This is a genomic window from Paraburkholderia piptadeniae (genome assembly GCF_900007165.1).
Classification (GTDB): Bacteria; Pseudomonadota; Gammaproteobacteria; order Burkholderiales; family Burkholderiaceae; genus Paraburkholderia; species Paraburkholderia piptadeniae.
Genome location: NZ_CYGY02000063.1, coordinates 23,725 through 47,939, shown reverse-complemented (window position 1 = coordinate 47,939; position 24,215 = coordinate 23,725). Strand labels below are relative to the sequence as shown.

Here is a 24,215-nt window from a genome sequence, read left to right as displayed (position 1 = left end):
ATGAAGCGTTCATACCTACTCGGAAAGCAGACATTGTGGATGGCAACGACTGTTGTTGCGCTGAGTGTGCTGACGGCATGCGGCGGCAGCGGATCGCCGCCGACCGGGACCATCAACGGCACAGCGGCGGTTGGCGCTCCGTTCGCGAGTGCGACGATCTCAATCGTCTGCAAGAACCGTTCGGCGAGCACTACGACAGACTCATCCGGCAAGTTCAACGCGACGTTCGCGTTCGATGGCCCGTGCACGTTGACTGGCACTGGCGGTAGCACCACGCTTCACTCGTTTGCGGCGGGGCCGGGTACGTACAACCTGACTTCACTGACGGAGCTGCTTCTGAGTTATCTGGCGGCGCAGCTTGGGACTACGGTCAACGGCCTGCTGGCAGGCCTTCCGACCAATCCAAAGTACCAGAGCGCACTGACCAGTGGCACGGTGATTACAAATGCGGAATCCGCCGTCGCGCAGGTCGTCAAAAACATGTACGGCGTGACCTTGTCGACTTCCGCGTTCCTGACTACTGCGTTCACCACGGGTCAGCCGGGGATCGATGCCGATCTTGACAAGCTGCACGGCGCCGGGGCGATTGATTCCACGGGACAACCAGTCTCAGAACTGGTGAACGCGCTGGTGAACGCAGGCGCGAAGAATCCGATTACGGGTTCGGGTAGCGGCTCGACTGGGGGTACGGGCGGTACGGGTGGCACGGGCGCTACGTAGACCAAAAGTGACGGGTGCTGGGGCGCGTGCTCATCCCGGCCGAGCAGGTGGCGGATCGCAGCGGCATTGTCGTGATATTGCCAGCCCGAGTGGAAGCCAGCGTTTCGGATGCCCCCTGAGCGCGAACCGTGCCGCGAGCTTGGCGAGACGACGTGTCTCGCGTCAGGGGCATTCCCTTTTCGCAAGAAAGTGATTCAGCAAGCACGTGCTTTAACGAAGCAGACTCTGGAGGACAAGTAAGTCATGTGCGGGATTGTCGGTGCAGTTGCACAACGTAACATCGTTCCCGTTCTCATCGAAGGACTGCGTCGCCTCGAATATCGCGGCTATGATTCGTGCGGCGTGGCCGTGCTGGCGGGAGGCGAACTACACCGTGCGCGCAGTGTCTCGCGCGTCGCGGAACTGGATGCGCAGGTGCGCGAGACGCATCTGGAAGGCGTCAGCGGCATTTCGCACACGCGGTGGGCGACCCACGGCGCGCCCGTCACCGATAACGCGCATCCAATATTCTCCTGCAACGAATTGGCACTCGTGCACAACGGCATCATCGAGAATTACGAGCCGCTGCGCGAGATGCTGCGTGGCAAGGGCTACGAGTTTGTCTCGCAGACCGATACGGAAGTCATCGCGCATCTGATCCACAGCCTGTATCGCGGCGATCTGATCACAGCGGTGCGAAATGCCGTGGGCGAACTGCACGGTGCCTACGCGATTGCAGTTTTGCACACAGCGCATCGGAACACGGTTGTCGGTGCGCGGCAAGGGTCGCCGCTCGTCGTTGGTCTTGGCGAGCACGAGAACTTTCTCGCCTCGGATGCACTGGCGCTTGCTGGAAGCACGGAGCGTCTTGTCTTTCTGGAGGAAGGCGACGTCTGCGAGCTGACGCTCGCGAGTGTCAGGATCGTCGATCGTCACGGTGCGCCTATTGAGCGCGAAACGCGTGAAGTTGCGGCTTACGGCGGTGCGGTTGAACTGGGCCCTTACCGCCACTTCATGCAGAAGGAGATTTTCGAGCAGCCGCGCACAATCGGTGACACGATCCCGGCAACGGATTCTTTCGACGCAACGCTGTTTGGTGAGGCCGCACCGACGGCATTTTCGGAAATCGACAGCCTCCTGATTGTCGCATGCGGCACGAGCTACTACTCGGGATTGACGGCAAAATACTGGCTCGAGTCGATCGCGAAAATTCCCACGCAGGTGGAGATCGCGAGCGAGTACCGCTATCGCGACTCCGTGCCAAATGCGAATCAGCTGGTAGTGGCGATCTCGCAGTCTGGCGAAACCGCGGATACGCTTGCGGCGCTCAAGCATGCGCAAGCGCTGGGACACAAGCACACGCTGTCGGTCTGCAATGTCAGCACAAGCGCGATGGTGCGGCTGACGGTGCTCTCATTCCTCACGCATGCGGGCCGAGAGATCGGCGTCGCGTCGACGAAGGCGTTTACAACGCAGCTGGTCGCTCTCTTCGTGCTCGCGGTAACGCTCGGCAAAGTGCGCGGCCACGTGACCGCGTCACAGGAAGCCGACTATCTGCGCCAGCTACGCCACTTGCCGGCGGCGCTAAACAGTGTGCTGGCGCTGGAGCCACAGATCATCGCATGGTCGGAAGAGTTTGCGCGTAAGGACAGCGCACTGTTCCTCGGCCGCGGGCTGCATTATCCAATAGCGCTTGAAGGTGCGTTGAAACTGAAGGAGATCTCTTACATCCACGCGGAAGCGTACGCGGCCGGCGAGCTTAAGCATGGGCCGCTCGCGCTGGTCACGCAGACAATGGCGGCCGTGACCATTGCACCAAACGACGCGCTGCTGGAAAAGCTGAAGTCAAACATTCAGGAGGTCCGGGCGCGCGGTGGGCAACTGTATGTATTCGCCGATGCCGATACGAAGATCGTCAATGACGAAGGGCTGCATGTCATCCGCATGCCCGAGCACTATGGCTTGCTGTCACCGATCCTGCACGTCGTGCCGCTGCAGTTACTCGCGTACCACACGGCTTGTGCCCGCGGGACGGATGTCGACAAGCCGCGGAATCTTGCAAAATCTGTCACCGTTGAATAACGGTCGCGCCATTTCGACGAAGGAGCGCGTTGCAGAACGAGGAGCCTTTCTGCATTTGGTCAAAGAACTGTGCAGGAAGCACGGGTTCAGTGACGCGTCGTTCTACACCTGGCGTGCGAAGTTCGGCGGCATGGAAGTCTCGGAAGCCCGCCGGTTGAAAGACCTTGAGGCCGAGAACGCGCGGCTGAAGAAGCTGCTGGCCGAAGCAATGCCCGATATGACGTTCAACGGCAAGTTCCTCGACGAATGAAAGCACTGGTTCACGACGCTCGCCGACGCTCGGGCTGTCATCGCGGCATGGCGTCAGGACTACCACGAGCAAAGGCCGCACAGTGCACTGAACTAGCTTTCTCCGTCGGAGTTCGCGGCGAAACATCGGGCAACAGCGGACGCTCCTGCCGCTTTCCAGGAGCTGATTTAAAGGGGCTTTGCTAGAAGTCCACTGGCCCTACTGAAGGGGGCAGGTCAGCGGAAACATGAATGTGGGAAGTTTCGTGCAATCTTATGAAAATAGGAAATCGGTGGAAAAATGAAAAAACTTTGCGCAGTGATTTGTGGCGGCATCGTCCTGTCGGGATGCAGTTGGTTCAGCCATCGTGAACAGGCATCCAGCGGGATCGATGGTCTGAACCGAACTGTTTGGGCGGTAACGGACACTCCCCATGTTGGTACAATTGTCAAGCTCGATATTCATCAGGATGGCACTGCGAGTATCATGAAATCTTCAGATGTCGTCGTCGACTATGTCAGTTCGTCTAAAATTACGGAGCGTGTAAGCGACACAGATAAAGTGATTGATCTAACCGGTGATAAGGGTGTGAATCTGGCGATCAATTTGCTTCAGCTCGCCACGAACTTTGCGGTCACTAACGTTTCAGCAGATGCGACGACGACAAGTTCTGCCCATTTTTCCTTTAAAAGCGTGCACGTCGATCAGGCCCAAACATCAGAAGGTCTTCAACGGCTTGTGCAAAACATCGACGACGGTACGTATTTGCTCCAGAAAGCAAGAGATCTTTTTGCAAATATCAATGACGAGGTCAGGGCGTATCGGGAAGATCGCACCGTTTTGAGAACCTACTATATAGTGGCCAAGGTCTTCAACGTGGGAGCCCTGGATATTGTTACGAGTGGGAGGAATACGAAAAGTATTGTTTTAAGTTGCACTTTTTTTACGAAAAGTTGTGGGACACTTGGGGGGCACTCAAATGCGACAGATAAGCAGTTGGAGTCGGGAGCCAAACCATTTTTTGTCGTACTGGTTCCCTTCTACCAGAACGCCGGAGGAACACTGTTTCTGGATCAAAACGCGAGCAAGACTGTCAAAGCGGTCACTGGCTGAATTGCTCTTTATCGATTTTCCGATTTACGTCCGATGTGCAGGGCTACCACGTCGAGAGCGGCGCGGCTGCGGGGCCCACGCGCGGTAATCGTGATCTTGACTTCTGCAGATAGTTTGATTGACCACTTGTTGCGCTCGGCAGATTGCGCACCCTAGATACTATGGAAGGGCCGCGGAAGTAAGCCTCCTGGAGTAAAACGAGGATTCCGACACCCGTTTTCCCCGAGAGGAGTACGCAAATGAATGCGCCTCGCACGGCCCTTCACGGGCAGGATACAACCATCACCGGATCGCTGTATGTCGCCTTTGAACTGGGTGACAGGAACTGGAAGCTCTCGCTCGGCGATGGGGTGCGCTCGCCGAGCCGCTGCACAGTGGCCGCTGGCGATACGGCCGCAGTCTTCACGGCGATTGCAAAGGCCAAGGTGCGCTGTCATCTGGCCACCGATGCCCCGGTGCGCAGCTGCTATGAAGCCGGGCGTGACGGCTTCTGGCTGCACCGCTGCCTGGAAGCACATCAGATCACGAACCTGGTGGTCGATTCAGCCAGTATCGAAGTCAACCGGCGCAGGCGTCGCGCCAAGACCGACCGTCTCGACAGCGACAAGCTGCTGTCGATGCTGATGCGCTACTACGGTGGTGAGCGCCGGGTTTGGGCGGTCGCACGTATCCCCACCCCCGAACAGGAAGATGAGCGGCGGATACACCGTGAACTCGATCGCCTCCGGCAGGAGCGCACTGCCCATAGCAACCGCATCCGCTCGCTGCTGGTCCTCCACAACCTGCGGCCCGAGCGAATCGGTGGCCGCGCGTGGGCGCACTGGTGGGCGCAGCACACCACACAGCTGTTGCCAGCCCTGCGCGCCGAGATCGAACGCGAATTCGAACGGCTGTTGCTCGCTGCCAGGCAGATCGCGGCGCTCGAGGTACAGCAGCAGCGCGAGGTGCGCAGCGGTGCGCAACCCGCGATTGCGCGGCTCGCCCGCCTTGCGGGTATCGGCACCGGCAGTGCCTGGGTCCTGATCAGGGAACTGTTCGGTTGGCGGCACTTTCACAACCGCCGTGAAGTGGCCGGCTGCCTGGGCCTGGCCCCGACGCCCTATACCAGCGGCACCAGTGAAGTTGAGCAGGGCATCAGCAAGATCGGCAACAAGCGAGCGCGATGGCTGATGGTTGAACTGGCGTGGAGCTGGTTGCGCTTCCAGCGCAGCAGCCAGCTAAGCGACTGGTTCAACGAGCGCTTTGCAGGCGGCGGCAAGCGTATGCGACGCATCGGCATTGTGGCACTTGCCAGACGTCTGGCGGTCGCGCTATGGCGCTATCTGGAATTCGGTGAGATTCCCCTCGGAGCAACCCTCAAGCCACCTGCGAAGAACGTGGCAGCGACCTGAGTAGACAACGTCGAGCGGCAACAGCGTTTGAAGGTTCGGCGCGCCCGGACAGTAAGCGGGTTACCTTCGCAGGCAACCGTAGTTCTAGATGGGGCGCGTTCATAATGGGGTAGTTCCAGCGCCTTGCGCATGCGGTATGTGGTGCCCGGTCTCGTGCCAGCACGGATAGAAGTTGGTCCGGTCAAGTGTCCGGACTTCAGACACCCCGACCTCACTGCTGTTCTCGCTTGATATGGAGGATTGCAAAACATCTGATCGGCCAGGTTATCCACCGCCGGCCAGCGTCGTGGTCGTAACAGGCGACCCCGCCGGCCGGCCGTGGATAACCTGGCCGCACTCTCGAATGGGAGATAACTAACGCAAAAACGGATCGCGAAAAGGCTTGACTTCCATTGCTCCATAGAAGTACTACTGTGTTACAGAATTGCGCGCTCTATAGCCGTACAGGAAGAGAACCATCGTTGCATGAGCCTTTGTCCAAGCAGGATGCGCAACGTAGTAATGGAATCAGGAACGTGGCGTTGAGCGCGCTGGACTGCCCCGTGGGATGTAATCCGTGGGAAGGGTAGGCAGCGTGCGTTCGAGGAAGTTTTTTTTATCGCCTGCACCTGATTGCATCCTGAGTCGCTGAGCCATCAGAAAGCCATATGCAGCGATACTCAGCGTGGCGTGGTGGTGAAAGCCACGCCAGCCTCGCCCTTCATAGTGACCGAGCCCGAACTCCTGCTTCAGGTCCTGATAGTCGCGCTCGATGCGCCAGCGCATTTTGGTCACGAACACGAGCTGCTCGAGGGTCGCCTCTTCGGGGGCGGTAGTGAGAAAGTATTTGAGCGGCTCCGTATCGCCATCAGGCCATTCAATGAGCAGCCATTCTTCGTCGCGAACGGTACTTCGCCAATTGTCGCGATGCGCGGGACGAACCCGCACGGCGGCAAAGCGTGAGGAAAGTGCTGCGTTGCTACCCTCCCGCCAGGTGACGGTCTGCCAGGCGTTTGCGGGTAATTGCACAGCCACTTCCTTCACTGCGAGCGGTTCATGGCCGGGTGCGCGGCGTAACAATGTCGGGGGTTTGCAGCGCCCGCTCCAGGGCTTGGGCGGAAGCGGTGCCGTACCGGGTGCCCACACAGAGGTGCCCGGCCGGATCCCTACCGAATACAACAAACCCAGTTCAGTTACGCTTTCCCGGAAAGCGGTTTCGTCGCCGTACCCGGCATCGGCGAGCACAATGCCCGGTGCAATGCCGGATGCTACAGCCTCTCGGAGTTGGGCCAGCGCAATCTGTGGCTTGGTCTCGAAGGCGAGATCGTCGGGAATGCCCGCATGACGCGCTCGTTCCCGGTCTTCAATCCATTCCTTGGGGACGTACAGCTGCCAGGCAATGGGCAGGCTGCCGCGTTGCGTCGCGATCGACAGGCTCACGGCGATCTGGCAGTTATCCTGTTTGCCCAGTTGCCCACAGTATTGCCGCGCTACGCCGACCGAATGCTTGCCTTTCTTCGGGAAGCCCGTGTCGTCAATAATCCAGTAATAGCCAGCCTCTTCAGCAGCGTGCAGGCCTAACGCGGGCATCACCCATTGCGTACCCGCTGCAGGACCGCCCGGTCAGACCATTCTGCCTTGGCCACAAAATGGTGGAGTGATTGGTGTTTCGCACTCGCGTGAAGTGGGTCAATATGCGCGGCCATCGGCTCGACGCTCTTGCGCGAAAGCGGCATTACCAGGCCCGAACAGTAACCCTTGAGACCGGCGTGGCGATCGGCGTGCCCTAACGCCTGCGCTAGATGGTTCAGATACGCGTCAAATTCGTTGACATCTTCTCCCATCGCGATCCCCAGAAGTCTGTATTATTCAATAGTACCAGGTATCGCTTTGCTGAGAATATTTTTTGACACAGTAGTACTAGTAGGCTGCGGAAATACCTCGCTCGATAGTCGTCGAGATGAATAGCAAACGCGTTGGTGTGAGAAGCTCACCTATCTCTATCTCCTTGGAGATTATGCGCGGCGCGCCGACACATTCACCGAAAGTTTATTTTCCGTGCGCAAGCTGGACGATTTCGTTCCGCCCCCGCGTCCGCTGCGCTCTATTCGCGTCATGGCAAACGAGGATCTGGCGAAGATGGATCGGATCTTTGCTGGGATGTGTGACGCTGACATCAAGGGCGGCCGGCCGAGCATTGCGCCGGAGAAGTTACTGCGCGCGATGCTGCTGCAGGTGCTGTACGGTATCCGATCTGAACGTCAGCTCATGGGCAAACTCAATACAGCCTGCTGTTTCGGTGGATTTTTGGTCCGTCGATGGACGATTCGGGCACTGTCAGGTTGCTGGAGAGGTGGCGGTGTTGCTGGTGCGATAAGTTCGGCGCACGATTTGCCCAGTTCGCCAAAGTGGTGCAGCGCAAGCCAGGCAGCACCTGGCATTTGGATGAGATGTTCGTGACGCTGCGCGGCGAGCCGTATCTGTTGTGGCGCGCGGTCGACGAGCATGGCGCCGAACTCGACGTGCTGGAGCAAAAGCGTCGCGACAAGCCCGTAGCAAAGCGCTTCTTTCGGCGGGTGCTGAGTTCGAATCCGGTGCCGCGCAGAATCGTTACCGACCAGCTACGCAGTTATCCGGCCGCAAAGGCCGATATACCTGAACTCGCTCAGGTAACCCACATTTTCGTCAAAGCGGCTGCACGCGTGAACGATCGTTGTTCTTCAGAGGCTTCAGCATAGCAGGTCCTTATTGGGACAAAGCCTGGAGAGCGATTTCGTCTTCGTCATCTGGTCATCTTGACTCGATCGCCATTGCCAGCATGACAACGCCCTCAAGCATCTCTCCTTTCTTCCTTTGTGTCGAATTTATACGCGACCTGCTGATAGACGAAATTTGGGGGAGGCTCAATCTCCCGAAATCGCGCCGACTAACATGCGCGACGTCAGCTTCCCGACAAACCGCACATATTTTGTCGCAGCAACACTGGAAACGCGCCGGTTCCCGTGAGTCTTCTGCATCCTATTCAGCCACGCGCTTAGCCGTTTCCGTCGCTGGTACAGTTGTTGCGGACTTAAGGACATGAATTCGATCTCGATCGCTCTGTTGACACCGCCCCGCATTGGGCGATGCGTGACCTTGAAGTAACGCCGGAGAATCGAGGTGCTGGTTTCCGTACCTGTGCGGATAGTTGGCGGTTCGAGACGCTCTTCGGCCGAACGGCGAAATAGGGTGGCTGCGCAACTGCCATGCGGCGTTTCCGAAGGCGCCCCCCGAGCTCGATGCTTGGCTCCTTCATGCATACGCTATACAACGGCAACCCGGGTGCTGTGCGGCGCACTGATTCAAGTTTTATCGAGATGCGGATGGGATGCGTAACTACGGCAAAATGTTCTGCTGCGCTTTTCTGCGTCGCAGCTGCTCTCGAGGATATAAAACCACGGAGTAGATCATGACGGATACTCTAACCCAGAAGGAACTCAATGACACGGCCTTCGTTTATTGCGGAAATATTAAAGGCGGGCAATCATGACTTATTCTGTGTCGCTTGACGCAAAATTAAGGAGCACCCGCGTCGGGGCGCTAAGAAATGCGCTGGAACGGAAGCGGTGCCTGCGCGTTATGGAAGCGATAAGTCCGCTTGCTGCTCTGGTGGTCGAGACAAGCCGGGTCATTGATGAGGCGGGAGCGGAACTCGAGTACGACGGCTTCTGGTCGAGTTCCCTGACCGACTCGACTATGCGGGGAAAACCGGATATTGAAATTCTCGACATGCGAAGCCGAATCACCAATATCAATGAAATATTCGAAAGCACCTGCAAGCCCCTGATTATCGACGCCGATACGGGCGGGAAATCCGAGCACTTCGCGATGAACGTAGTGATGCTCGAAAATGCGGGCGTGTCTGCGGCGATCATCGAGGATAAGACCGGTCTAAAGAAGAACTCGTTGATCGGAAATCGTTTTCCTCAGATTCAGGAAGATCCAGAAAAGTTCAGTGCAAAAATCGAGTGCGCATGCAAGGCGAGACATAGCGATGAATTCATGATTATCGCTAGGATCGAAAGTCTCGTTTTGGAAAAAGGTATGTCGGATGCGACCTCCCGGGCTCAGCGATATGTCGACGCGGGTGCCGACGGAATCATGATTCACAGCAAAAGCGCGAAGCCGGACGAAGTACTCGAATTTGCCTCTCTGTTTAGAGCCCGAGACGGAGATACCCCGCTGGTTTGTATCCCCACAACATACAACCGAATTAAGTTCGGTGAGCTGGAGCAGGCCGGCTTCAACGTTGTAATTTACGCCAATCACTTGTTGCGGGCTGCTTATCCTGCGATGACCAAGGTCGCTGCGGACATTCTGAAGAGTGGTCGTTCATACGAGGTAGAGGGTCAGCTTTTCTCGATCGAGGAGATCCTGCGCCTGATTCCAGGGACGGCATGACCATGGCAATTGCGAGAAACCTCGTCAACGATATCGGGCGGGGACGCCACGAACAAAAAATCGTACTGTCGGCCCATCGAACAGGCGATTCCAGGAGAGTCGTCGAGATTTCCAGCGCACTGGGCAGTTCGTATATTTGTGATCCCAACTCGCCGGTCACGCAGGCGGTCTACACGAACTGTTCGACTCGTGACGCTTGAAATAGATAGGATGATATATGAAGTACCAGTACATTTCGACAGTGATGGTTTTGTGTGCCGCTCGGACAGGGGAGTGCTAGTAGGTGTGACTAAATACGGAACTCATTGCCTGGCAGTATCGCGACCAGTCCTCGCACGGATCACGGAGAGGCGTGTCGCCGCGTGCGGATATCGGACGATCGCGAGGCCACTTCATCTGTCGGAACTCGTGCATACAAGCTACCTTGGTTGGATCGGCGCGGATTTTCGCCTCATCGACGCGGTGCTTTTTCCGCACGAGCTTGGCGGGTCTGACGCCGGGATACCGGATGATCTCGCGAGCGTTGCGATGCAAGACGACACGCTCATTCCGATCCTGATGGAGGTATAGCGATGGCAGATAAACTAGACACGGCTTTCCTGAAACATCGAGCGTCCTTGATCCGGACGTCGTTGTTGCAATTGATTGCCGAAGCAGGGACGGGGCATCCCGCCAGTTCGTTGTCTTGCGTTGAGATTCTTGTTTCGCTTTACTACGGAACTCAGAATGTTAATCCGGAAAGTCCGCTTGCAAAAAGGGATATGGTCGTGTTGTCGAAAGGTCATGCGGTACCAGCGCTATACTCGATCCTGCTGGATCTCGGGATTCTCACCAGAAAGCCCAACGACCGGTTGAGAGCATATGGATGTCAGTTTCAGGGACATCCGGATACGCGTTTCACCACAGGCATCGATGTCAGTACAGGTTCACTTGGGCAGGGCCTGTCGATCGGCCTGGGCTATGTCCTTGGCACCAGAATGAAAGGTTCTGACAGGCGTGCGTTCGTGATTCTTGGCGACGGAGAATGTCAGGAAGGGCAAGTTTGGGAAGCGGCGCTGCTCGCCTCGGCACATAGTGCGAGAAATCTGTACGCCATCGTCGATTACAACAAGATTCAGCATGACGGTGCGATTGAGTGCATCGTTCCGCTCGAACCGTTCGTTGACAAGTGGAATGCTTTTGGATGGCGGGTCCTTGAAGTAGACGGCCACGATTTCCGGCAGCTCGAACAGGCTCTGTCACACTCGCCCGACCCGCGCCCGACGGCGATCATTGCTCACACGATCAAGGGCAAGGGCGTTGGGTATATGGAAGGCAACTGGCAATGGCATTCGGTAGCTGACGCCGACCGTCTAAAGCGCGATTTCTCCGCGGGGATACTCAATGCGTGAAGCCTTCTCGAACTCGTTGATCAGACTGGGGGCGGAACGTCAGGATCTCGTAGTGCTCGATGGTGACTGTTCGCACTCGACGCGAACCTATCGATTCCAGGACGCCTACCCGCAACGGTTCATCAATGCCGGGATCGCCGAACAGAACATGGTCGGCATGGCGGCGGGTATGGCAAAGGCTGGGCTGGTGCCGATCGTTTGCGGATTCGCCGCGATTATGGTGCACCGGGCGGCGGACCAACTGGTCCAGTCGCTCGCTTATGCCGGCACCAATGTGAAGCTCGTCGGCCACTATGCTGGCGTCACCGCGTCCTCCGAAGGCGCGCCGCATCACTCGATCGCCGATCTCGCGCTTGTTCGGTCCATCCCGAATATGACGATTCTGTGCCCGGCCGACGATGGCGAAGTCGAGAGCTGCCTACGGCAGGCGCTGGACATCACTGGGCCAGTGTACCTGCGCCTCGCGCGCAATCCGGTGCCCGTGCGGCCGGATGTGAGCTGGGTCATCCGCGACGGCTACCAGCAAACTCGCAGTGACGGCGGGATCGTCATTGTCAGCATCGGCGTCATGCTGGATGTAGCGGTCCAGACTGCCGCTCAATTGAATTCGCTCGGCGTCGTGACATCCGTCGTCGCCTTGCAGCGCCTAAAACCGCTGCCTCATGAGCTTTCAGAGGCCTTGGCGTCGGATCGTTGGTCGCTAATCGTGACGATCGAGGACCACAACGTAGTCGGTGGTCTCGGGGGCGCCATCGCGGAAGCAGTCGGGCACAAGGGGAAGCCGGTGTTGCGATACGGTATTGAAGACATGTTCACCCAGAGCGGTACCTACGATGAACTGTTGTCCGGCCTAAACCTTCGCGCTGCCGACATTGCCGGCAGCATCGTGCACGCCGTCGAGGCGAGAGATGTCAAGGAGCCAATGTGAAGATCAGTTCGATAGAGTGCGCTGCAGTTCTAGACAGCAATGGACGCGGCGCCGTGGAAATCTGTCTCGGCTTCGAGCGCAATCATCTTCGTGGCAGCGCGATTGCGCCGCGAGGCTCAACCACCGGCGACTTTGAAGCGACGTTCTTCGAGGACGAGCGGCGGTCAGGGTTGGAGTCGGCGAGACCGGCAATCGAGTCCGCGAGTTTGCTGCTACCGTCGGCCTTGATCGGAAGAGAGTTTCGGACATTGAAGGAATTCGACGCTGCATTGCGGGAAATAGACTCGTCGCCGCGGTTTCGCAAGCTTGGCGGAAACGTTGCGATTGCCGCGTCTCTTGCGTTCGCCAAAGGTCTGGCCGCGAGCAGGAGAATCCCTCTGTACCGGACGCTGACCGATGACGAAATCACGCACCTGCCATTGCCGATGTTCAACATAATTGACGGAGCGTCGATCGAAGGATCTGGTATCGGCGGTGTCGAATTTCTGCTGATTCCCGAAAACGGTCTGGACGTTCCGCGCGCGGTGCAAATGGGAATCGACGTTCGCAATGCCATGCGAAGCTTGCTTGCCCGTCAAGGAATCGTGGCTGGAGATAGTCCGCAGGGAGCGCTGCTGCTCGCGTCAGCGGACTGCGAGTTTCCGCTGGCCTTGATACTGGAGGCGGCTTCAGGGGCAGGCTACTCAGTGGGGACGGATTTTACGCTTGGCTTGGACCTGGCTGCTTCGGATTATTTCGACGGGGATGGACGCTACACGTATCCGTGGCCGGCACTGGACAATGGCAACGAGGGCGCATCAGGCGAAAACCTGGATGCCTTGTGCGACGAATACAGCCGGTTGATATCGGCCTTTCATATCTCGTTCATCGAGGATGGATTCGCGGAACGGGACGTTCGCGGCTGGAGATCGTTCCAGAAGCATCGCGGACAGGCTCGCATGGTCGCCGATGATTTGTGTGCCTCCAATTCGTGGCGTATCGACAGTGCTTGCACGGAGGGACTCATACAAGGCGTACTCGTTAAACCGAATCAGGTCGGCACATTAACAGGCGCGATGGAGGCACTGGCAATGGGAAAAGGTCATGGCCTGCTGACTGTCGTGTCGCAGCGAAGTGGAGAAAACGACGACGATTCGATCACGCACCTTGCCCTTGCTGGCCGAGCCGACTATCTGAAATTCGGCGGCCCCGCCCGAATGGACCGCATTATCAAGCTGAACTCGCTGCTCAGGTTCGCACGCGGCGCCGCGCTACTCAGCTAGCGATATTCCAGAGACGGAAGTGGAAACAGTGAAACATATCGTTTGCCGGGTGCCAGTCAAAAGCCGTGCTGCCGAACCGGTTCCGGGTGGGAGGTATGCAACGAACAGTACGTCAATCCTTCGGCCATGCATACGTGGGGTCTCAAGCCCGGACATCATGATCAGATGTGACAAAGACGAGATCGCTCTATCACGGTCACCGGTTCCCTGCGGCAGTCGTTAGCTGCGCGGTGAGTTGGTACTTCCGGTTTCAGCTGAGTTTGCGTGACATCGCAGAGTTGCTGTTCGAGCGCGGCGCCGTGGTCAGTTATGAAACGATCCGGCGTTGGTGCGATAAATTCGGCGCAGGCTTTGCACATCGCGTTAAAGCTGCTCGACGCAAACCGGGCGCAACATGGTACCTCGACGAGGTACTCGTGACGCCGCGCGGCGAACCATGGCTGCTGTAGCGTGTGGTCGACCAAGACGGCGTCGAACCCGACATTCCTTCTTCAGAAGCGGCGCGACAAGAACCGCGGCGAAACGTGGTATGAGCTTGATCAACCAGTGGTGTATGCTCGAGTGGTCGACCTCGATACACCGTTCGGCAGACTCAGCGAGAGCGCCACGTACGAGCGTCCTCATAGCAGGATCACGTGCAGCTGAAAATGGAGCCGCTTTGCCACTCTGTCAATACCGGCGAGTAACGTCCTCCGCGGTTTCTTCGTCTTTGCCATGGCGCTTGCCGTACCTTTCGATTCGAAATATTCTACTTGACTTCGGTAACGCGCCAGAGCCGTACGATGCGCGCATGCGCGACCGGCCCCCCGAAATCGAACGTGAACGCACTAACGAAGTGAAAATTGCGAGCGCTTGTCTTCGCTCAGTACCCGTTCCGCCTTCGGTCGCACCATAGGCATGTCCGCGAATACATACCGGCTAACAACGGAACAGAGCGCATTTCTCGGATGGGCGTGCATCAAGCTCGTGTCGTCCCAACACCAAAGGCGATCGTAGTGCTTTTGTTACACGATCGCGGATGCTTTGTCGCAAAGATGACATGACGATATCCGATGTGTACACAACGAATGCAGTGGGATAAATAGAAATGAAAAGCGCTGTATAGAATGCGGGCGCGCATGGCACGAAACCTGCAAGAACGCTGTTTGCACGGGCACGCTCCGGACAGTGAGAACTCGACAGCACGCGACAACTCGTTGTCCGCTGATCAACCTCGTCGACGATGATGTCAGCCAGCGGCGGATGGGAGGTCAACCTTAAGGACCGGATCGGCTGGCTCGAACGAAAGCGTTGCCGGACAACTAACGGTGTATGGAGTTCTCGGATATCTGCTGAAGACGCGACCGCGCAAAGCCTAAATCGCTGTTCCTGGCTGATAACAAAGGAGTTGAAGAACATGCATTGTGATCGACCGAACCCGCCACCGCCGATGCGTAGCCTCGCTGATATGGGTACCGGTACCATACATTTCCGTCTCCCACGCGGTGTGCCATTACCGGCCGGATTGTCATGCACGATAGTCTCATTTGAGCCCAGTGCCCGAACACACTGGCATATTCACCCGTTAGGCCAACGATTGTTCGTGACCGCGGGATGTGGGTGGATGCAGTGTGAAGGCGAACCGATCGTGGCGATGCATCCTGGAGATATGGTCTGCATTGCGCGGAACCGAAAGCATTGGCACGGTGCGTCACCATGGACCTCCGTGAGGCTGATTGCGCTCCACAAGGAGCATGACAGCAAATGTGTCGATTGGCTAAAACCGGTTACCGACGAGCAGTACTACGCCAGGCCGTCTCTCGACATCTGACGGAGCGCGATGTTAGAGAATCGAAGGCACTTCCCCCTTCCCACGTCTGCGGCGGAAGCCGCAAATCGGCATCAACTGACTGCGTCGCAATAGTGGAATCAGGATGATTAAGCACATTACGATGACGATTACCTAAATCACCAGCGAATAGAACTGCGGACAACTATTCGATCTGTGTCGTCGAATTTGATTTGCCCCATGTGCATGGTTGTGGGCATGAAGGCAAGTGCCAGAGCCTGCATCGCACAACTACGGCCGCATCCACTTTGTGTTCGAAGCTGCCCCCCTTGATGGCGTCGGGCGCGTCATCGAGTTTGGCGTGATCAAGACGCCGCTATTTCAAGGACTACTAGGATCACCGCATGTTGCGGTGGACCGACGAGCCGTTCTATGCCTACGTGCGCGGCATCGATACGTCGGTGGTCAGGGTGTCCCGTTCAATCCAACCGCCGAGAACATGGCGCAGTGGCTGGTGACCGTGCTCGGCACTCGAAGTGCTGGAAGCCACCGACGTGCGGTTGGTGGAACTTCGAATTTAGGAGACACGCAAATGCAGTGCGACGTACCGTCTGTAGCCGTGCCACCCGTTGGCAGCTATCCCGTCAACGAGATTTTTGAGTCGTTACAGGGCGAAGGCAGCTTCACCGGCACACCTTCAGTGTTCGTCCGTCTGCAAGGGTGTCCGGTGGGTTGCGCGTGGTGTGACAGCAAGCACACGTGGCAGGTGATGCCGGAGCGAGAAATCAGTGTCGGGGCGATGGGCGAGAAAACCGGGCGGCCGTGCGACAGCTATGCGTGGTGTGACGTGCCGACGCTCGCGAACATTGTGCGGGCGGCAGACGCTGAGCACGTGGTCATCACGGGCGGCGAACCGTGCATGTACGACCTGCGCCCGCTGATCGCGAAGCTCGAAGCGTGGCATCACCGTGTCCAGGTCGAAACCTCGGGCACTTACGTGCCGCTCGTCACGCCCAGCACCTTCGTCACCGCGAGCCCGAAGTACGGAATGCCAAGTGGACGCCCGGTGCTCGATGAGGCGCTGGCGCGTGCCAACGAGATCAAGTATCCGGTCGGCAAGCAGCGCGACATTGATATCGTGCTCGAGAGACTTGACCCGATCCAGCGCGCGCGCGGCACCCCGATCTGGTTGCAGCCGCTGAGTCTGTCGTCCCGCGCCACGGGCATCTGCATGAAGGCGGCGCACCGCTACGGCTGGCGCGTCTCGTTGCAGACGAATAAGTTCATCAACATCAGGTAGCATCATCATGCCGGTCCGAGGAAGAAAGTCCAAGCCCACGGCGCTCAAGCTGATCGAGGGCATGCGTCACCCTGCCCAAGCGCCGCCGATGCTCCCGTCCAGGCATTCTGCCGTGCTCGTGTGGACGAACGCGCCCGTGCGGGATGGAGAATCGCATCACGCACGAACATGAGCGGCTCGCCTAGGCCGTCCGCCGTGGCGCTCGCGATGGGCACGCAGTACGAGATATCCGTTGAATTGCTACGATTCAGATTGATATGTAGTTTCGGTTTGGGCGTGGCATAGGATTTTACCTACCAGCACGGCGCCTGATACTTGGATGTGGTAATTCCATTGAATTGCATTTGTGAAAAAAGAAGGTGTACCGATGAGAGCTTTGTCGATTTTTATTCTTCTGATAATCTATTTTCCTAGTAATGCGTGGACGGCAGTCAACGATCGCCGCGTAGCGACTTGGAATCTCCAAGGCTCCAGCGCAAGCACCGAGAGTAAATGGAATTCAAATATTCGGATGGTGCTAGTTGGAAATCGAGATGATGGAGCGACATCCGATTCAAGGCGTATTGATGTTATGATGATACAGGAGGCTGGATCATTACCTGCATCAATCACGATTAATCCTCCACTTCCATTGGATGGCCGGTTAGTGAACCCGGATCTAGTTGCCGCGCCTATAAACGAATATGTCTGGAATTTGGGTACCTCAAGAAGGCCAATCGATTACTACGTTTATTTTTTGCGAGTCGATACTGGTGCCAACCGAGTAAATCTGGCTATTCTCAGTAAAGAAAAGGCTGCTCAAGTAATCTTGCTTAGACCGCGGGCTTGGAGTGGAGCAAGGCCAATACTGGGAATCAGACTCGGATCTGACTATTATTTCGGGATTCATGCCTTGGCAAACGGCGGAACGGATTCCGGAGCAATCGTTGCTCGAGTTTGGGAGTATTTTAATCAAAATCAGATATCGGACCAATGGTTGATTGCTGGTGATTTTAATCGCGAGCCCAATCAATTGCGCGAGCTCCTTCGGAGAAGCTATCCGCAAGAACATAGAAACGTGACTTTCCAGTATGAGGATCGGCCAACCCATAGAACAAGCGGCCGCAATCTAGATTATGGGATTGCCGGACGGCTGAACAATCCATCAGGCGGCCCTAATTTTGATTGCAACTTATTTACGCCGAGCCTAATAGGGCAGTTGGTATCAGATCATACTCCTGTTTTACTTTGGCCGAAGAAATAGACGAGTGAGAACGAAGACCGCGCGCAGCAGTTACTGTAATTGCAGGAAATCTCGTCAATGGTAATGATCCTAGGTGCAGGCGATATCGACTGCCTGTTCTTTTGCGATCTGCAGAATGCCGGTGGCGAACGCATACGGGGTCACAAGCGTGATTGCACCGACGAACGCGCGATCGGTGACGAGCGCGGCGTCGTCGGCGCCATGATTCGCTAGGGCGGTTCCGTGCAGAGCAACGTGACCTTAGTGCCGAAGCGGTCCTGCGGCGCCGAAACAGGAGCCTGCTTGACGCAGACGACGATGTGCATGGCGGCACTCAGGGCCAAGCGGTGCGACATGTCGGCAACGATGCTCGCAGATTGTCGAGAGAGACGCGCTGGTGTCCGTCGACATCCTACGGTCTCCGCCGCGGGCGGGGACACGACGAAATTGTTGCAGTCTTGTTGCGACGGGCCTTGACAGACGGTGAGGAGGGTCGCCGCATTGTCATGCGGCACGGCTTCCGTTGCCGAAGATATTGGAAGAGGCGAGAAGCGTCTGAGGATTTGCAGGCGGCTGACATTCGCAACCTTCTGGTCGAACGCGATGCCAAAGAATTGCAGTACATCCTCGGTCGATCAGTCCTTGCATTTCTAGCAGAGTCCCTATTGGAAGAACGCAAAGGCTTCGTAGGTCGAAAATGGATCGAGCACGACAAGGACATCGGCAAAGTGTGCACGCTGCGCGCCGCGTTGTTGCGCACAGCGCGTTACTCGGCCCGGCGGGCATCAAGACCAGCAGGCGCGACAAGCGGGCATCGAACTCTTCAAACCTCATCGCTCGCCTTTCAATGCACGAAGCCGAAGAACGCCATCGCGCCTTCGGCCGGCGTCAGGCCCGCCTTGAAGTAACCCTCGAGCCGGTCCGCAATCGCTTCGTCGAGTGTGAAGGGCGGCTGGATGTAGCCCACATTGAACGCATGGTCGTACCAGTCGCTGAGCCACGCGCGCAGTTCGATCACATATTGCGGCAATGCATTCGAAGCGTCGTCGTGCATGTGCGTCTCCCTGGCTTGCAGTACGATCAGGCTGCCTTGCGGCCTATCCCCATCTCCGGTCGGCGCCTGTCCGGCGGAAACACATGCCATGTGCCGTCGGCATGGCGAAAGAAGAAGAGGGAGAACGAGCCGGTCGGCCGGTCGATCTGAATGCACACGCGACACGTTCCGCCCGAGCGTGAGCGTTCCAGCAGGCGCANNAAGCAACGGCATATAAGGGGTTTTCACCGGCGCCGAGGCTTTCTGCATGAGTGAGCGTTAAGGATTTCCTGACACGCGAATCAGGATGTCACACGACCGTGTTTGCGCTTGCGCTGACTGCGACACAAGTTCTGATCGCAGATGATGAGTCATCGAAAACCGACGTGAACCGATGCATCATGATGGCCTATCTGTCCGAGCGGGAGAACGTTGTCGAGCAGGTCGATTCGCTCTGTCTGCAGCTGTTCGACACCTGGTGCGACACGCGCAGTGTGACGCCGCTCGCGTATCTGTTGCGTTGCTGGCCGTTGACCGACAGTGCGCCGGGTGCTTTGCGGCGGGTGGGTGAAACGATGCGCTATTTGCGGCGCCATCATGGGGATCAGCTCGACGCGTACGGCTTTCAGGCGCTGTGCGAAATGGCCGATCTGATCGACGAACTGATAGAACGTCCGGCGGGCACGGTCCGGCTGATGGCGGTGGGCGAGGTGCCGGAATAACAAAAGGACATCGCAGGCATAAACGCGCGAAGGCATGCGGGCAGGGCAGTGACTGCGGGCGGCGCGTTGTTTCATCTGACGTTTGGAACCCGGGTGGGCCGCGGTAGACCGCGCTTTGGCATCGAGTGCAGAATAGGACACACAACGGCGGCACTCGCGGGAAGATATGGCTCTCGACAGGTTCGACGCATGGCGGAGCGGGCTCCGTTACGTGCGGCGCAGTGTGGTGCTGCGGCTGCTCGCGACGGTGCTCGTCTTTAGCTGCGCGATCACGCTGATCCTGACGGCGGTGCAACTCTATCGCGACTACGAGCGCGGCATCGCGCAGATTCAGAACCGTCTCGTCGATATCGACCACAGCTATAGCGACAGTCTCGGCGAAGCGCTATGGCGGCTTGATCAGCCGCAACTGAAGCTGGAACTGGAAGGCTTGCTTCGCCTCGCGGATATTCGCGCCGCCGAAGTGCGCGAGTCGCCGTCGGCCGGCACAGCGATGGTCGTGGCCGTGGGCGAACGCATGACGGAGATGACGGTCGCGCGGGAGTTTCCGATCCTGTACCGGGTGCAGGACAAGGTGGAGCGCATCGGCACCCTGTATGTGGAGGCGACGCTCGCCAATCTCTATCACGAGCTTGCACGCACCGCGCTCGTGATCCTCGTGAGCCAGGGCGCGAATACGTTCCTGGTCGCGCTCTTCACGTTCTATATCCTGTGGCGGATGGTTACGCGGCATCTGGCGGCGATCGCGCGCACAGTCAGCGATTACGATTTTCACGAGCCGCCGCGGCCGTTCGTCCTGCGGCGTGCGCCGCCGCGCGAGCCGGATGAACTCGACCGCGTGGTGTCGGCGTTCAACGCGATGGGTATGCGCCTGCATCGTGCGTATCTCGACGAGCGCGAGGCGGCGATCGAGCGCGAAGCACGGCGCTCGGCGGAAGCGGCCAATCGCGCGAAAGGCGAATTCCTCGCGAATCTCAGCCACGAACTACGCACGCCGCTCAACGGCATTCTTGGCTATGCGCAGATTCTCGGGCGCGACAGCACGTTGAGCGTGCGCCAGCGCGATGGTGTCGCTGTGATCCAGCAAAGCGGAGAACATCTGTTGACGTTGATCGACGAGACGCTCGATTTCGCTAAAGTCGAAGCGGGCAAGCTGCGCATCGAGATCTGCGATGTGCCGCTCGCGGGTCTCGTCGATACGATACGCGAAATCATCGGCGTGAAGGTCGAGCAGAGAAGGCTTGCGTTCGAATGCGCGGTCGCCGCCGATGCCCCGTCCGGTGTGCGCGCCGACGAACGCCGGTTGCGCCAGGTGTTGCTCAATCTGTTGTCGAACGCCGTGAAGTTCACCGATGAAGGCAGCGTGCGCCTGCATATCGGACGAGGCGCAAGCGGTGCGGTCCGCTTCGAAGTGCACGACACGGGCATCGGCATTCACGCGGAACATCACGAGAAGATATTCATGCCGTTCGAGCAGGCGAGCGGCGCGGAACGGCGCGCGGGCGGCACGGGCCTCGGCCTTGCGATCACCCGGCAGTTCGTTCGCGCGATGGGCGGCGAGGTGCACGTCGAAAGCGAAGTAGGCCAAGGCAGCGTGTTCTGGTTCGAACTGCCGCCATCGCTCGTCGAACTGACGGCGTCGCGTGCGCAGATTCCCGCGCCTGTCGTCACGGGCTACGAAGGCCCGCGTCTGAAGGTGCTCGTGATCGACGACGTGCAGGTCAATCGCGCTGTCGTTGTCGAACTGCTGGAGCGGCTCGGCTTCGATACCGTCGAGGCCGACAACGGCCGAGACGGCATCTCGATTGCGCAGACGGAGCATCCCGATCTGATACTCACGGACATCGTGATGCCAGGCATCGATGGTCTCGAAGTGACGCAGCGTCTGCGCGCGATACCCGAATTCGCGCACGTGCCGATCATCGCGGTATCGGCGACGCCGTTCGGCGTGGACGGCGCGAAGAGTCTCGACGCGGGTGCGAATGCGTTCATCGCCAAGCCGGTGGATTTCGACGTGCTGCTCGCACGCATGGCCAGTTTGCTCGGTGTCACATGGATTCAAGGTGCCGCGCGGGCCGACATTGTGCCGGATCTACCTCTGACGTTTCCCGCCGCGATGTCCGCCGATGCAATGAACGAACTGCATCAGCTCGCGCGCGACGGGAACATGCGCGGCATCGTTCAGTGGGCGGAGCGCATTGCGGCAAACGATCCGGCGCATGCGGCGTTCGCCGCGCGGCTGCATCAACTGGCGCGCGCGTATCAGTCGAAGGCGATCCTGCAACTCGTCGAGCGGTACCTGGAGGGGAACACCGCATCATGAGCCCTCTCGCCGCCTCGGTCGCACATACGGGCACGGTCCTGATCGTCGACGATCTGCCCGCGAATCTCGGCGTGGTCGTCGACAGTCTCGAAGCGCGCGGCATCCGCGTGCTGGTCGCGCTCGACGGCATCGAAGCGCTGGAGCGTGCGGCATTCTCGCAGCCCGACGTGATCCTGCTCGACGTCAAGATGCCGGGCATCGACGGCTTCGAGACGTGTCGCCGTCTGAAGCGCGACGAACGCACGCGCGATATCGCCGTTATCTTCATGACCTCGCTGACAGGCAACGAGGATCGCGTCGAGGGCTTTTCGGCGGGCGGAGTCGACTACGTGACCAAGCCGTTGCGCATCGACGAGACGCTGGCGCGTGTCGGCGTCCATCTCGAACTGCGCGCGATGCACAAGCAGCTTCTCGCACAGAACCGGCAACTGCTCGCCGAAGTGGCCGTGCGCAAGGAAACGGAGGCTGCGCTATGGCAGGCGCGCGACGATCTCGAACGGCGCGTCGCGTTGCGCACCGAAGAATTGGCGCGCGCCAACGCGAACCTGCAGGCGCAGATCGACGAGCGGCGGCGCGCGGACGCGCGCTTGCAGGCAAGCGAGGCGCGCTTTCGCGCAATCGTCGAAACCAGTCCGGTGCCGTTGTGCATCACGTCGATGCCGGATGGACACCTCCTCTACACGAACGAGCCGCTGCGCGAACTCTTCGGCATGGACGAAGGCATGTCGGCCAATATCGCGGATTTTTACGCCGATCCTGGCGAGCGCGAACATCTGATACAGCATCTGAGGACGGAGGGCAGCCTGCGCAATGCGGAGGTGCAGTTCCGGCGCCCGGACGGCACGCAGTTCTGGTCGATGGCGACGGCGCGCGTCGCGACCTACGACGATTCTCCCGCGATCTATGTCGGCCTGAACGACATCACGGGGCGCAAGCAGATGGAACAGGAACTCGTCGAATCACGCGAGCAGCAGCGCGAGCTGTCCGCGTACATGGAGGCGATCCGCGAAGAGGAGAGAAAGCGCATCGCGATGGAGATTCACGACGAGCTTGGCCAGTTGCTGACTGCGCTCAAAATGGACGTGTCGCTGCTCAAGATGCGCCTCACGCACGATCCGGAAGCAACGAAAAAAGCCGATGACATGCGCGAACTGGTCGAAGGCACGATCTGGATGGTGCGCAACGTCGCGAGTCATTTGCGGCCGGCTGCACTCAATTTCGGCATCGTGTCGGCGCTCGAATGGCTCGTTGACGAGTTCAACCGCCGCAATCCGATTCCTTGCGAGTTGCGCATCGTCGGTGGCGAGCCCGCGCTGTCGGATGCGCACGCGACGGCTGTGTTCCGCATCGTGCAGGCCTCTCTGACGAACGTCACACGTCATGCCGACGCGACGCGCGTGGACGTGACGCTGATCTCGACCACGGAGAAGTTCGAACTGCAGGTGCGTGACGACGGCCGCGGCTTCGATCAGCAAGTGGTGAGGCGCAATTATTCATATGGCCTGCTCGGCATGAACGAGCGCGCGCGGCTGATCGGCGGATCGCTTTCGATCGGCAGCGCGCCGGGCGCGGGCACGACGGTTTCGATTCACATTCCGCTCGATGGCGGACCTCGAACATGATCAGGATACTCATTGCAGACGATCATGCGATCGTCCGTGGCGGACTCAGGCAGATCATCGCAACCACGAGCGATATCGTCGTCGCGGCGGAAGCGGCGCAAGGGGCAGAAGTAGTCGACAAGCTGCGCAGTTGCGTCGTCGATCTGCTGCTGCTCGACATGACGATGCCCGGCATCAGCGGCGTCGATCTGATCCGCAGAGTACGGGCAGAGCAGCCTTCGCTTCCCGTACTCGTGCTGAGCATTCACGACGAGGCGCAGGTGGCGTCGCGCGCATTGCGCGCGGGCGCGACGGGCTATCTGACCAAGGACAGCGACCCGGACGTGCTGCTCGCGGCGATCCGCAAGCTCGCGGACGGCGGCCGCTTCATCGATCCGAAACTCGTCGATGCAATGGTCTTCGAAACACATCGCGGCGACGTGCCGCCGCACGAAGTGCTGTCGGACCGCGAATTTCAGGTGCTGCAGATGCTCGCGGCGGGCAGGAGCATCAACGAAATCGCCGACGCGTGCGCGCTCAGCGCGAAAACGATCAGTACACACAAGATGCGACTGATGCAGAAACTCGGGCTTTCCAACAATGCCGAAGTGATCCGGTACGCGATCCGGCACGGATTGATCGTCGAGTAGAGGGATGTTCGCCCCGCAAAATGCAGGGATGAGGCGAGTATCGGTGAGCATTCTGTCAGGGGGTTTGTCCGCATTTTTTTGC

General features: G+C 58.6%; 15 protein-coding genes and 9 pseudogenes. 19 read left to right on the top strand and 5 right to left on the bottom strand.

Annotated features, from left to right (window positions below; genetic code table 11):
• From BN2476_RS30285 to BN2476_RS30265, 6 genes and pseudogenes are all read left to right on the top strand, one after another.
• Entirely contained in the window at positions 1–720 is a 720-nt protein-coding gene (locus BN2476_RS30285; protein WP_087737891.1) for a hypothetical protein, read from the top strand.
• A gap of 243 nt (positions 721–963) precedes the next feature.
• A complete protein-coding gene (gene glmS / locus BN2476_RS30280) occupies positions 964–2,781 on the top strand; it encodes a glutamine--fructose-6-phosphate transaminase (isomerizing) (protein WP_087737890.1) in 1,818 nt (605 codons plus the stop codon).
• Positions 2,782–2,791: 10 nt separating this feature from the next.
• Positions 2,792–2,999 (top strand): annotated as a pseudogene (locus BN2476_RS48605) (transposase); the annotation flags it as partial.
• A gap of 47 nt (positions 3,000–3,046) precedes the next feature.
• Positions 3,047–3,127: pseudogene (locus tag BN2476_RS48600) on the top strand (integrase core domain-containing protein); the annotation flags it as partial.
• Between the two features lie 183 nt (positions 3,128–3,310).
• A complete protein-coding gene (locus BN2476_RS30270) occupies positions 3,311–4,123 on the top strand; it encodes a hypothetical protein (protein ID WP_087737889.1) in 813 nt (270 codons plus the stop codon).
• 239 nt (positions 4,124–4,362) lie between these two features.
• Positions 4,363–5,514, top strand: a complete 1,152-nt coding sequence (locus BN2476_RS30265; RefSeq protein WP_087737888.1) for an IS110 family RNA-guided transposase — start codon at positions 4,363–4,365, stop codon at positions 5,512–5,514.
• A gap of 507 nt (positions 5,515–6,021) precedes the next feature.
• On the opposite strand, the pseudogene BN2476_RS30260 reads toward BN2476_RS30265, so the two are convergent.
• Positions 6,022–7,337 (bottom strand): annotated as a pseudogene (locus BN2476_RS30260) (IS701 family transposase).
• A gap of 214 nt (positions 7,338–7,551) precedes the next feature.
• Here BN2476_RS30260 and BN2476_RS30255 point away from each other — a divergent pair.
• The 7 genes and pseudogenes from BN2476_RS30255 to BN2476_RS30220 form a co-directional block, all read left to right on the top strand.
• A pseudogene (locus BN2476_RS30255) lies at positions 7,552–7,823 on the top strand (transposase); the annotation flags it as partial.
• 36 nt (positions 7,824–7,859) lie between these two features.
• Positions 7,860–8,216, top strand: a pseudogene (locus tag BN2476_RS30250) (DDE-type integrase/transposase/recombinase); the annotation flags it as partial.
• Between the two features lie 802 nt (positions 8,217–9,018).
• On the top strand, positions 9,019–9,933 hold the full coding sequence (aepX, locus tag BN2476_RS30240; protein WP_087737886.1) for a phosphoenolpyruvate mutase: 915 nt from the start codon (positions 9,019–9,021) through the stop codon (positions 9,931–9,933).
• A gap of 572 nt (positions 9,934–10,505) precedes the next feature.
• Entirely contained in the window at positions 10,506–11,324 is an 819-nt protein-coding gene (locus tag BN2476_RS30235; protein ID WP_087737885.1) for a transketolase, read from the top strand.
• A complete protein-coding gene (locus tag BN2476_RS30230) occupies positions 11,317–12,252 on the top strand; it encodes a transketolase family protein (RefSeq protein ID WP_087737884.1) in 936 nt (311 codons plus the stop codon). The genes BN2476_RS30235 and BN2476_RS30230 overlap by 8 nt, the downstream gene beginning before the upstream one ends.
• Positions 12,249–13,514 (top strand): enolase-like domain-containing protein, encoded by a 1,266-nt coding sequence (locus tag BN2476_RS30225; protein ID WP_087737883.1) that lies wholly within the window; start codon positions 12,249–12,251, stop codon positions 13,512–13,514. The genes BN2476_RS30230 and BN2476_RS30225 overlap by 4 nt, the downstream gene beginning before the upstream one ends.
• A gap of 167 nt (positions 13,515–13,681) precedes the next feature.
• Positions 13,682–14,048 (top strand): annotated as a pseudogene (locus BN2476_RS30220) (transposase family protein); the annotation flags it as partial.
• On the opposite strand, the pseudogene BN2476_RS47490 reads toward BN2476_RS30220, so the two are convergent.
• Positions 14,034–14,230: pseudogene (locus BN2476_RS47490) on the bottom strand (IS6 family transposase); the annotation flags it as partial. The pseudogenes BN2476_RS30220 and BN2476_RS47490 sit on opposite strands and share 15 nt — an antisense overlap.
• Positions 14,231–15,550: 1,320 nt before the next feature.
• Here BN2476_RS47490 and queE point away from each other — a divergent pair.
• Both queE and BN2476_RS30205 read left to right on the top strand, forming a co-directional pair.
• Complete coding sequence (gene queE, locus BN2476_RS30210; RefSeq protein ID WP_235851027.1) at positions 15,551–16,582, top strand: 7-carboxy-7-deazaguanine synthase QueE; 1,032 nt, start codon at positions 15,551–15,553, stop codon at positions 16,580–16,582.
• A gap of 346 nt (positions 16,583–16,928) precedes the next feature.
• Positions 16,929–17,825, top strand: a complete 897-nt coding sequence (locus BN2476_RS30205) for a cytolethal distending toxin subunit B family protein (RefSeq protein WP_235851026.1) — start codon at positions 16,929–16,931, stop codon at positions 17,823–17,825.
• A 72-nt stretch (positions 17,826–17,897) separates the two neighbouring features.
• Here BN2476_RS30205 and BN2476_RS48595 read toward each other — a convergent pair.
• The 3 genes and pseudogenes from BN2476_RS48595 to BN2476_RS30190 form a co-directional block, all read right to left on the bottom strand.
• A pseudogene (locus BN2476_RS48595) lies at positions 17,898–18,130 on the bottom strand (adenine nucleotide alpha hydrolase family protein); the annotation flags it as partial.
• 147 nt (positions 18,131–18,277) lie between these two features.
• Positions 18,278–18,409: pseudogene (nifW, locus tag BN2476_RS48590) on the bottom strand (nitrogenase-stabilizing/protective NifW family protein); the annotation flags it as partial.
• Between the two features lie 239 nt (positions 18,410–18,648).
• A complete protein-coding gene (locus BN2476_RS30190; RefSeq protein WP_087737880.1) occupies positions 18,649–18,858 on the bottom strand; it encodes a hypothetical protein in 210 nt (69 codons plus the stop codon).
• A 380-nt stretch (positions 18,859–19,238) separates the two neighbouring features.
• Between BN2476_RS30190 and BN2476_RS30185 the strand changes: the two genes are divergently transcribed.
• From BN2476_RS30185 to BN2476_RS30170, 4 genes are all read left to right on the top strand, one after another.
• Positions 19,239–19,559 (top strand): hypothetical protein, encoded by a 321-nt coding sequence (locus BN2476_RS30185; protein ID WP_087737950.1) that lies wholly within the window; start codon positions 19,239–19,241, stop codon positions 19,557–19,559.
• A gap of 166 nt (positions 19,560–19,725) precedes the next feature.
• Positions 19,726–21,882, top strand: coding sequence for an ATP-binding protein (locus tag BN2476_RS30180; RefSeq protein WP_087737879.1), 2,157 nt, complete (start codon positions 19,726–19,728; stop codon positions 21,880–21,882).
• Complete coding sequence (locus tag BN2476_RS30175; protein ID WP_087737878.1) at positions 21,879–23,504, top strand: response regulator; 1,626 nt, start codon at positions 21,879–21,881, stop codon at positions 23,502–23,504. Before BN2476_RS30180 ends, BN2476_RS30175 begins: the two co-directional genes overlap by 4 nt.
• Entirely contained in the window at positions 23,501–24,133 is a 633-nt protein-coding gene (locus tag BN2476_RS30170; RefSeq protein ID WP_087737877.1) for a response regulator, read from the top strand. The genes BN2476_RS30175 and BN2476_RS30170 overlap by 4 nt, the downstream gene beginning before the upstream one ends.
• The last annotated feature ends 82 nt before the right edge of the window (positions 24,134–24,215 follow it).

Excerpts from the sequence above, each read along its gene's own strand:
- BN2476_RS30175 (WP_087737878.1), top strand. The coding sequence starts at position 21,879 with ATGAGCCCTCTCGCCGCCTCGGTCGCACATACGGGCACGGTCCTGATC.
- BN2476_RS30190 (WP_087737880.1), bottom strand. The coding sequence starts at position 18,858 with ATGCACGACGACGCTTCGAATGCATTGCCGCAATATGTGATCGAACTG.
- BN2476_RS30230 (WP_087737884.1), top strand. The coding sequence starts at position 11,317 with ATGCGTGAAGCCTTCTCGAACTCGTTGATCAGACTGGGGGCGGAACGT.
- BN2476_RS30265 (WP_087737888.1), top strand. The coding sequence starts at position 4,363 with ATGAATGCGCCTCGCACGGCCCTTCACGGGCAGGATACAACCATCACC.
- BN2476_RS30235 (WP_087737885.1), top strand. The coding sequence starts at position 10,506 with ATGGCAGATAAACTAGACACGGCTTTCCTGAAACATCGAGCGTCCTTG.
- BN2476_RS30170 (WP_087737877.1), top strand. The coding sequence starts at position 23,501 with ATGATCAGGATACTCATTGCAGACGATCATGCGATCGTCCGTGGCGGA.
- BN2476_RS30185 (WP_087737950.1), top strand. The coding sequence starts at position 19,239 with ATGATGGCCTATCTGTCCGAGCGGGAGAACGTTGTCGAGCAGGTCGAT.
- glmS (WP_087737890.1), top strand. The coding sequence starts at position 964 with ATGTGCGGGATTGTCGGTGCAGTTGCACAACGTAACATCGTTCCCGTT.
- BN2476_RS30180 (WP_087737879.1), top strand. The coding sequence starts at position 19,726 with ATGGCTCTCGACAGGTTCGACGCATGGCGGAGCGGGCTCCGTTACGTG.
- aepX (WP_087737886.1), top strand. The coding sequence starts at position 9,019 with ATGACTTATTCTGTGTCGCTTGACGCAAAATTAAGGAGCACCCGCGTC.
- BN2476_RS30270 (WP_087737889.1), top strand. The coding sequence starts at position 3,311 with ATGAAAAAACTTTGCGCAGTGATTTGTGGCGGCATCGTCCTGTCGGGA.
- BN2476_RS30285 (WP_087737891.1), top strand. The coding sequence starts at position 1 with ATGAAGCGTTCATACCTACTCGGAAAGCAGACATTGTGGATGGCAACG.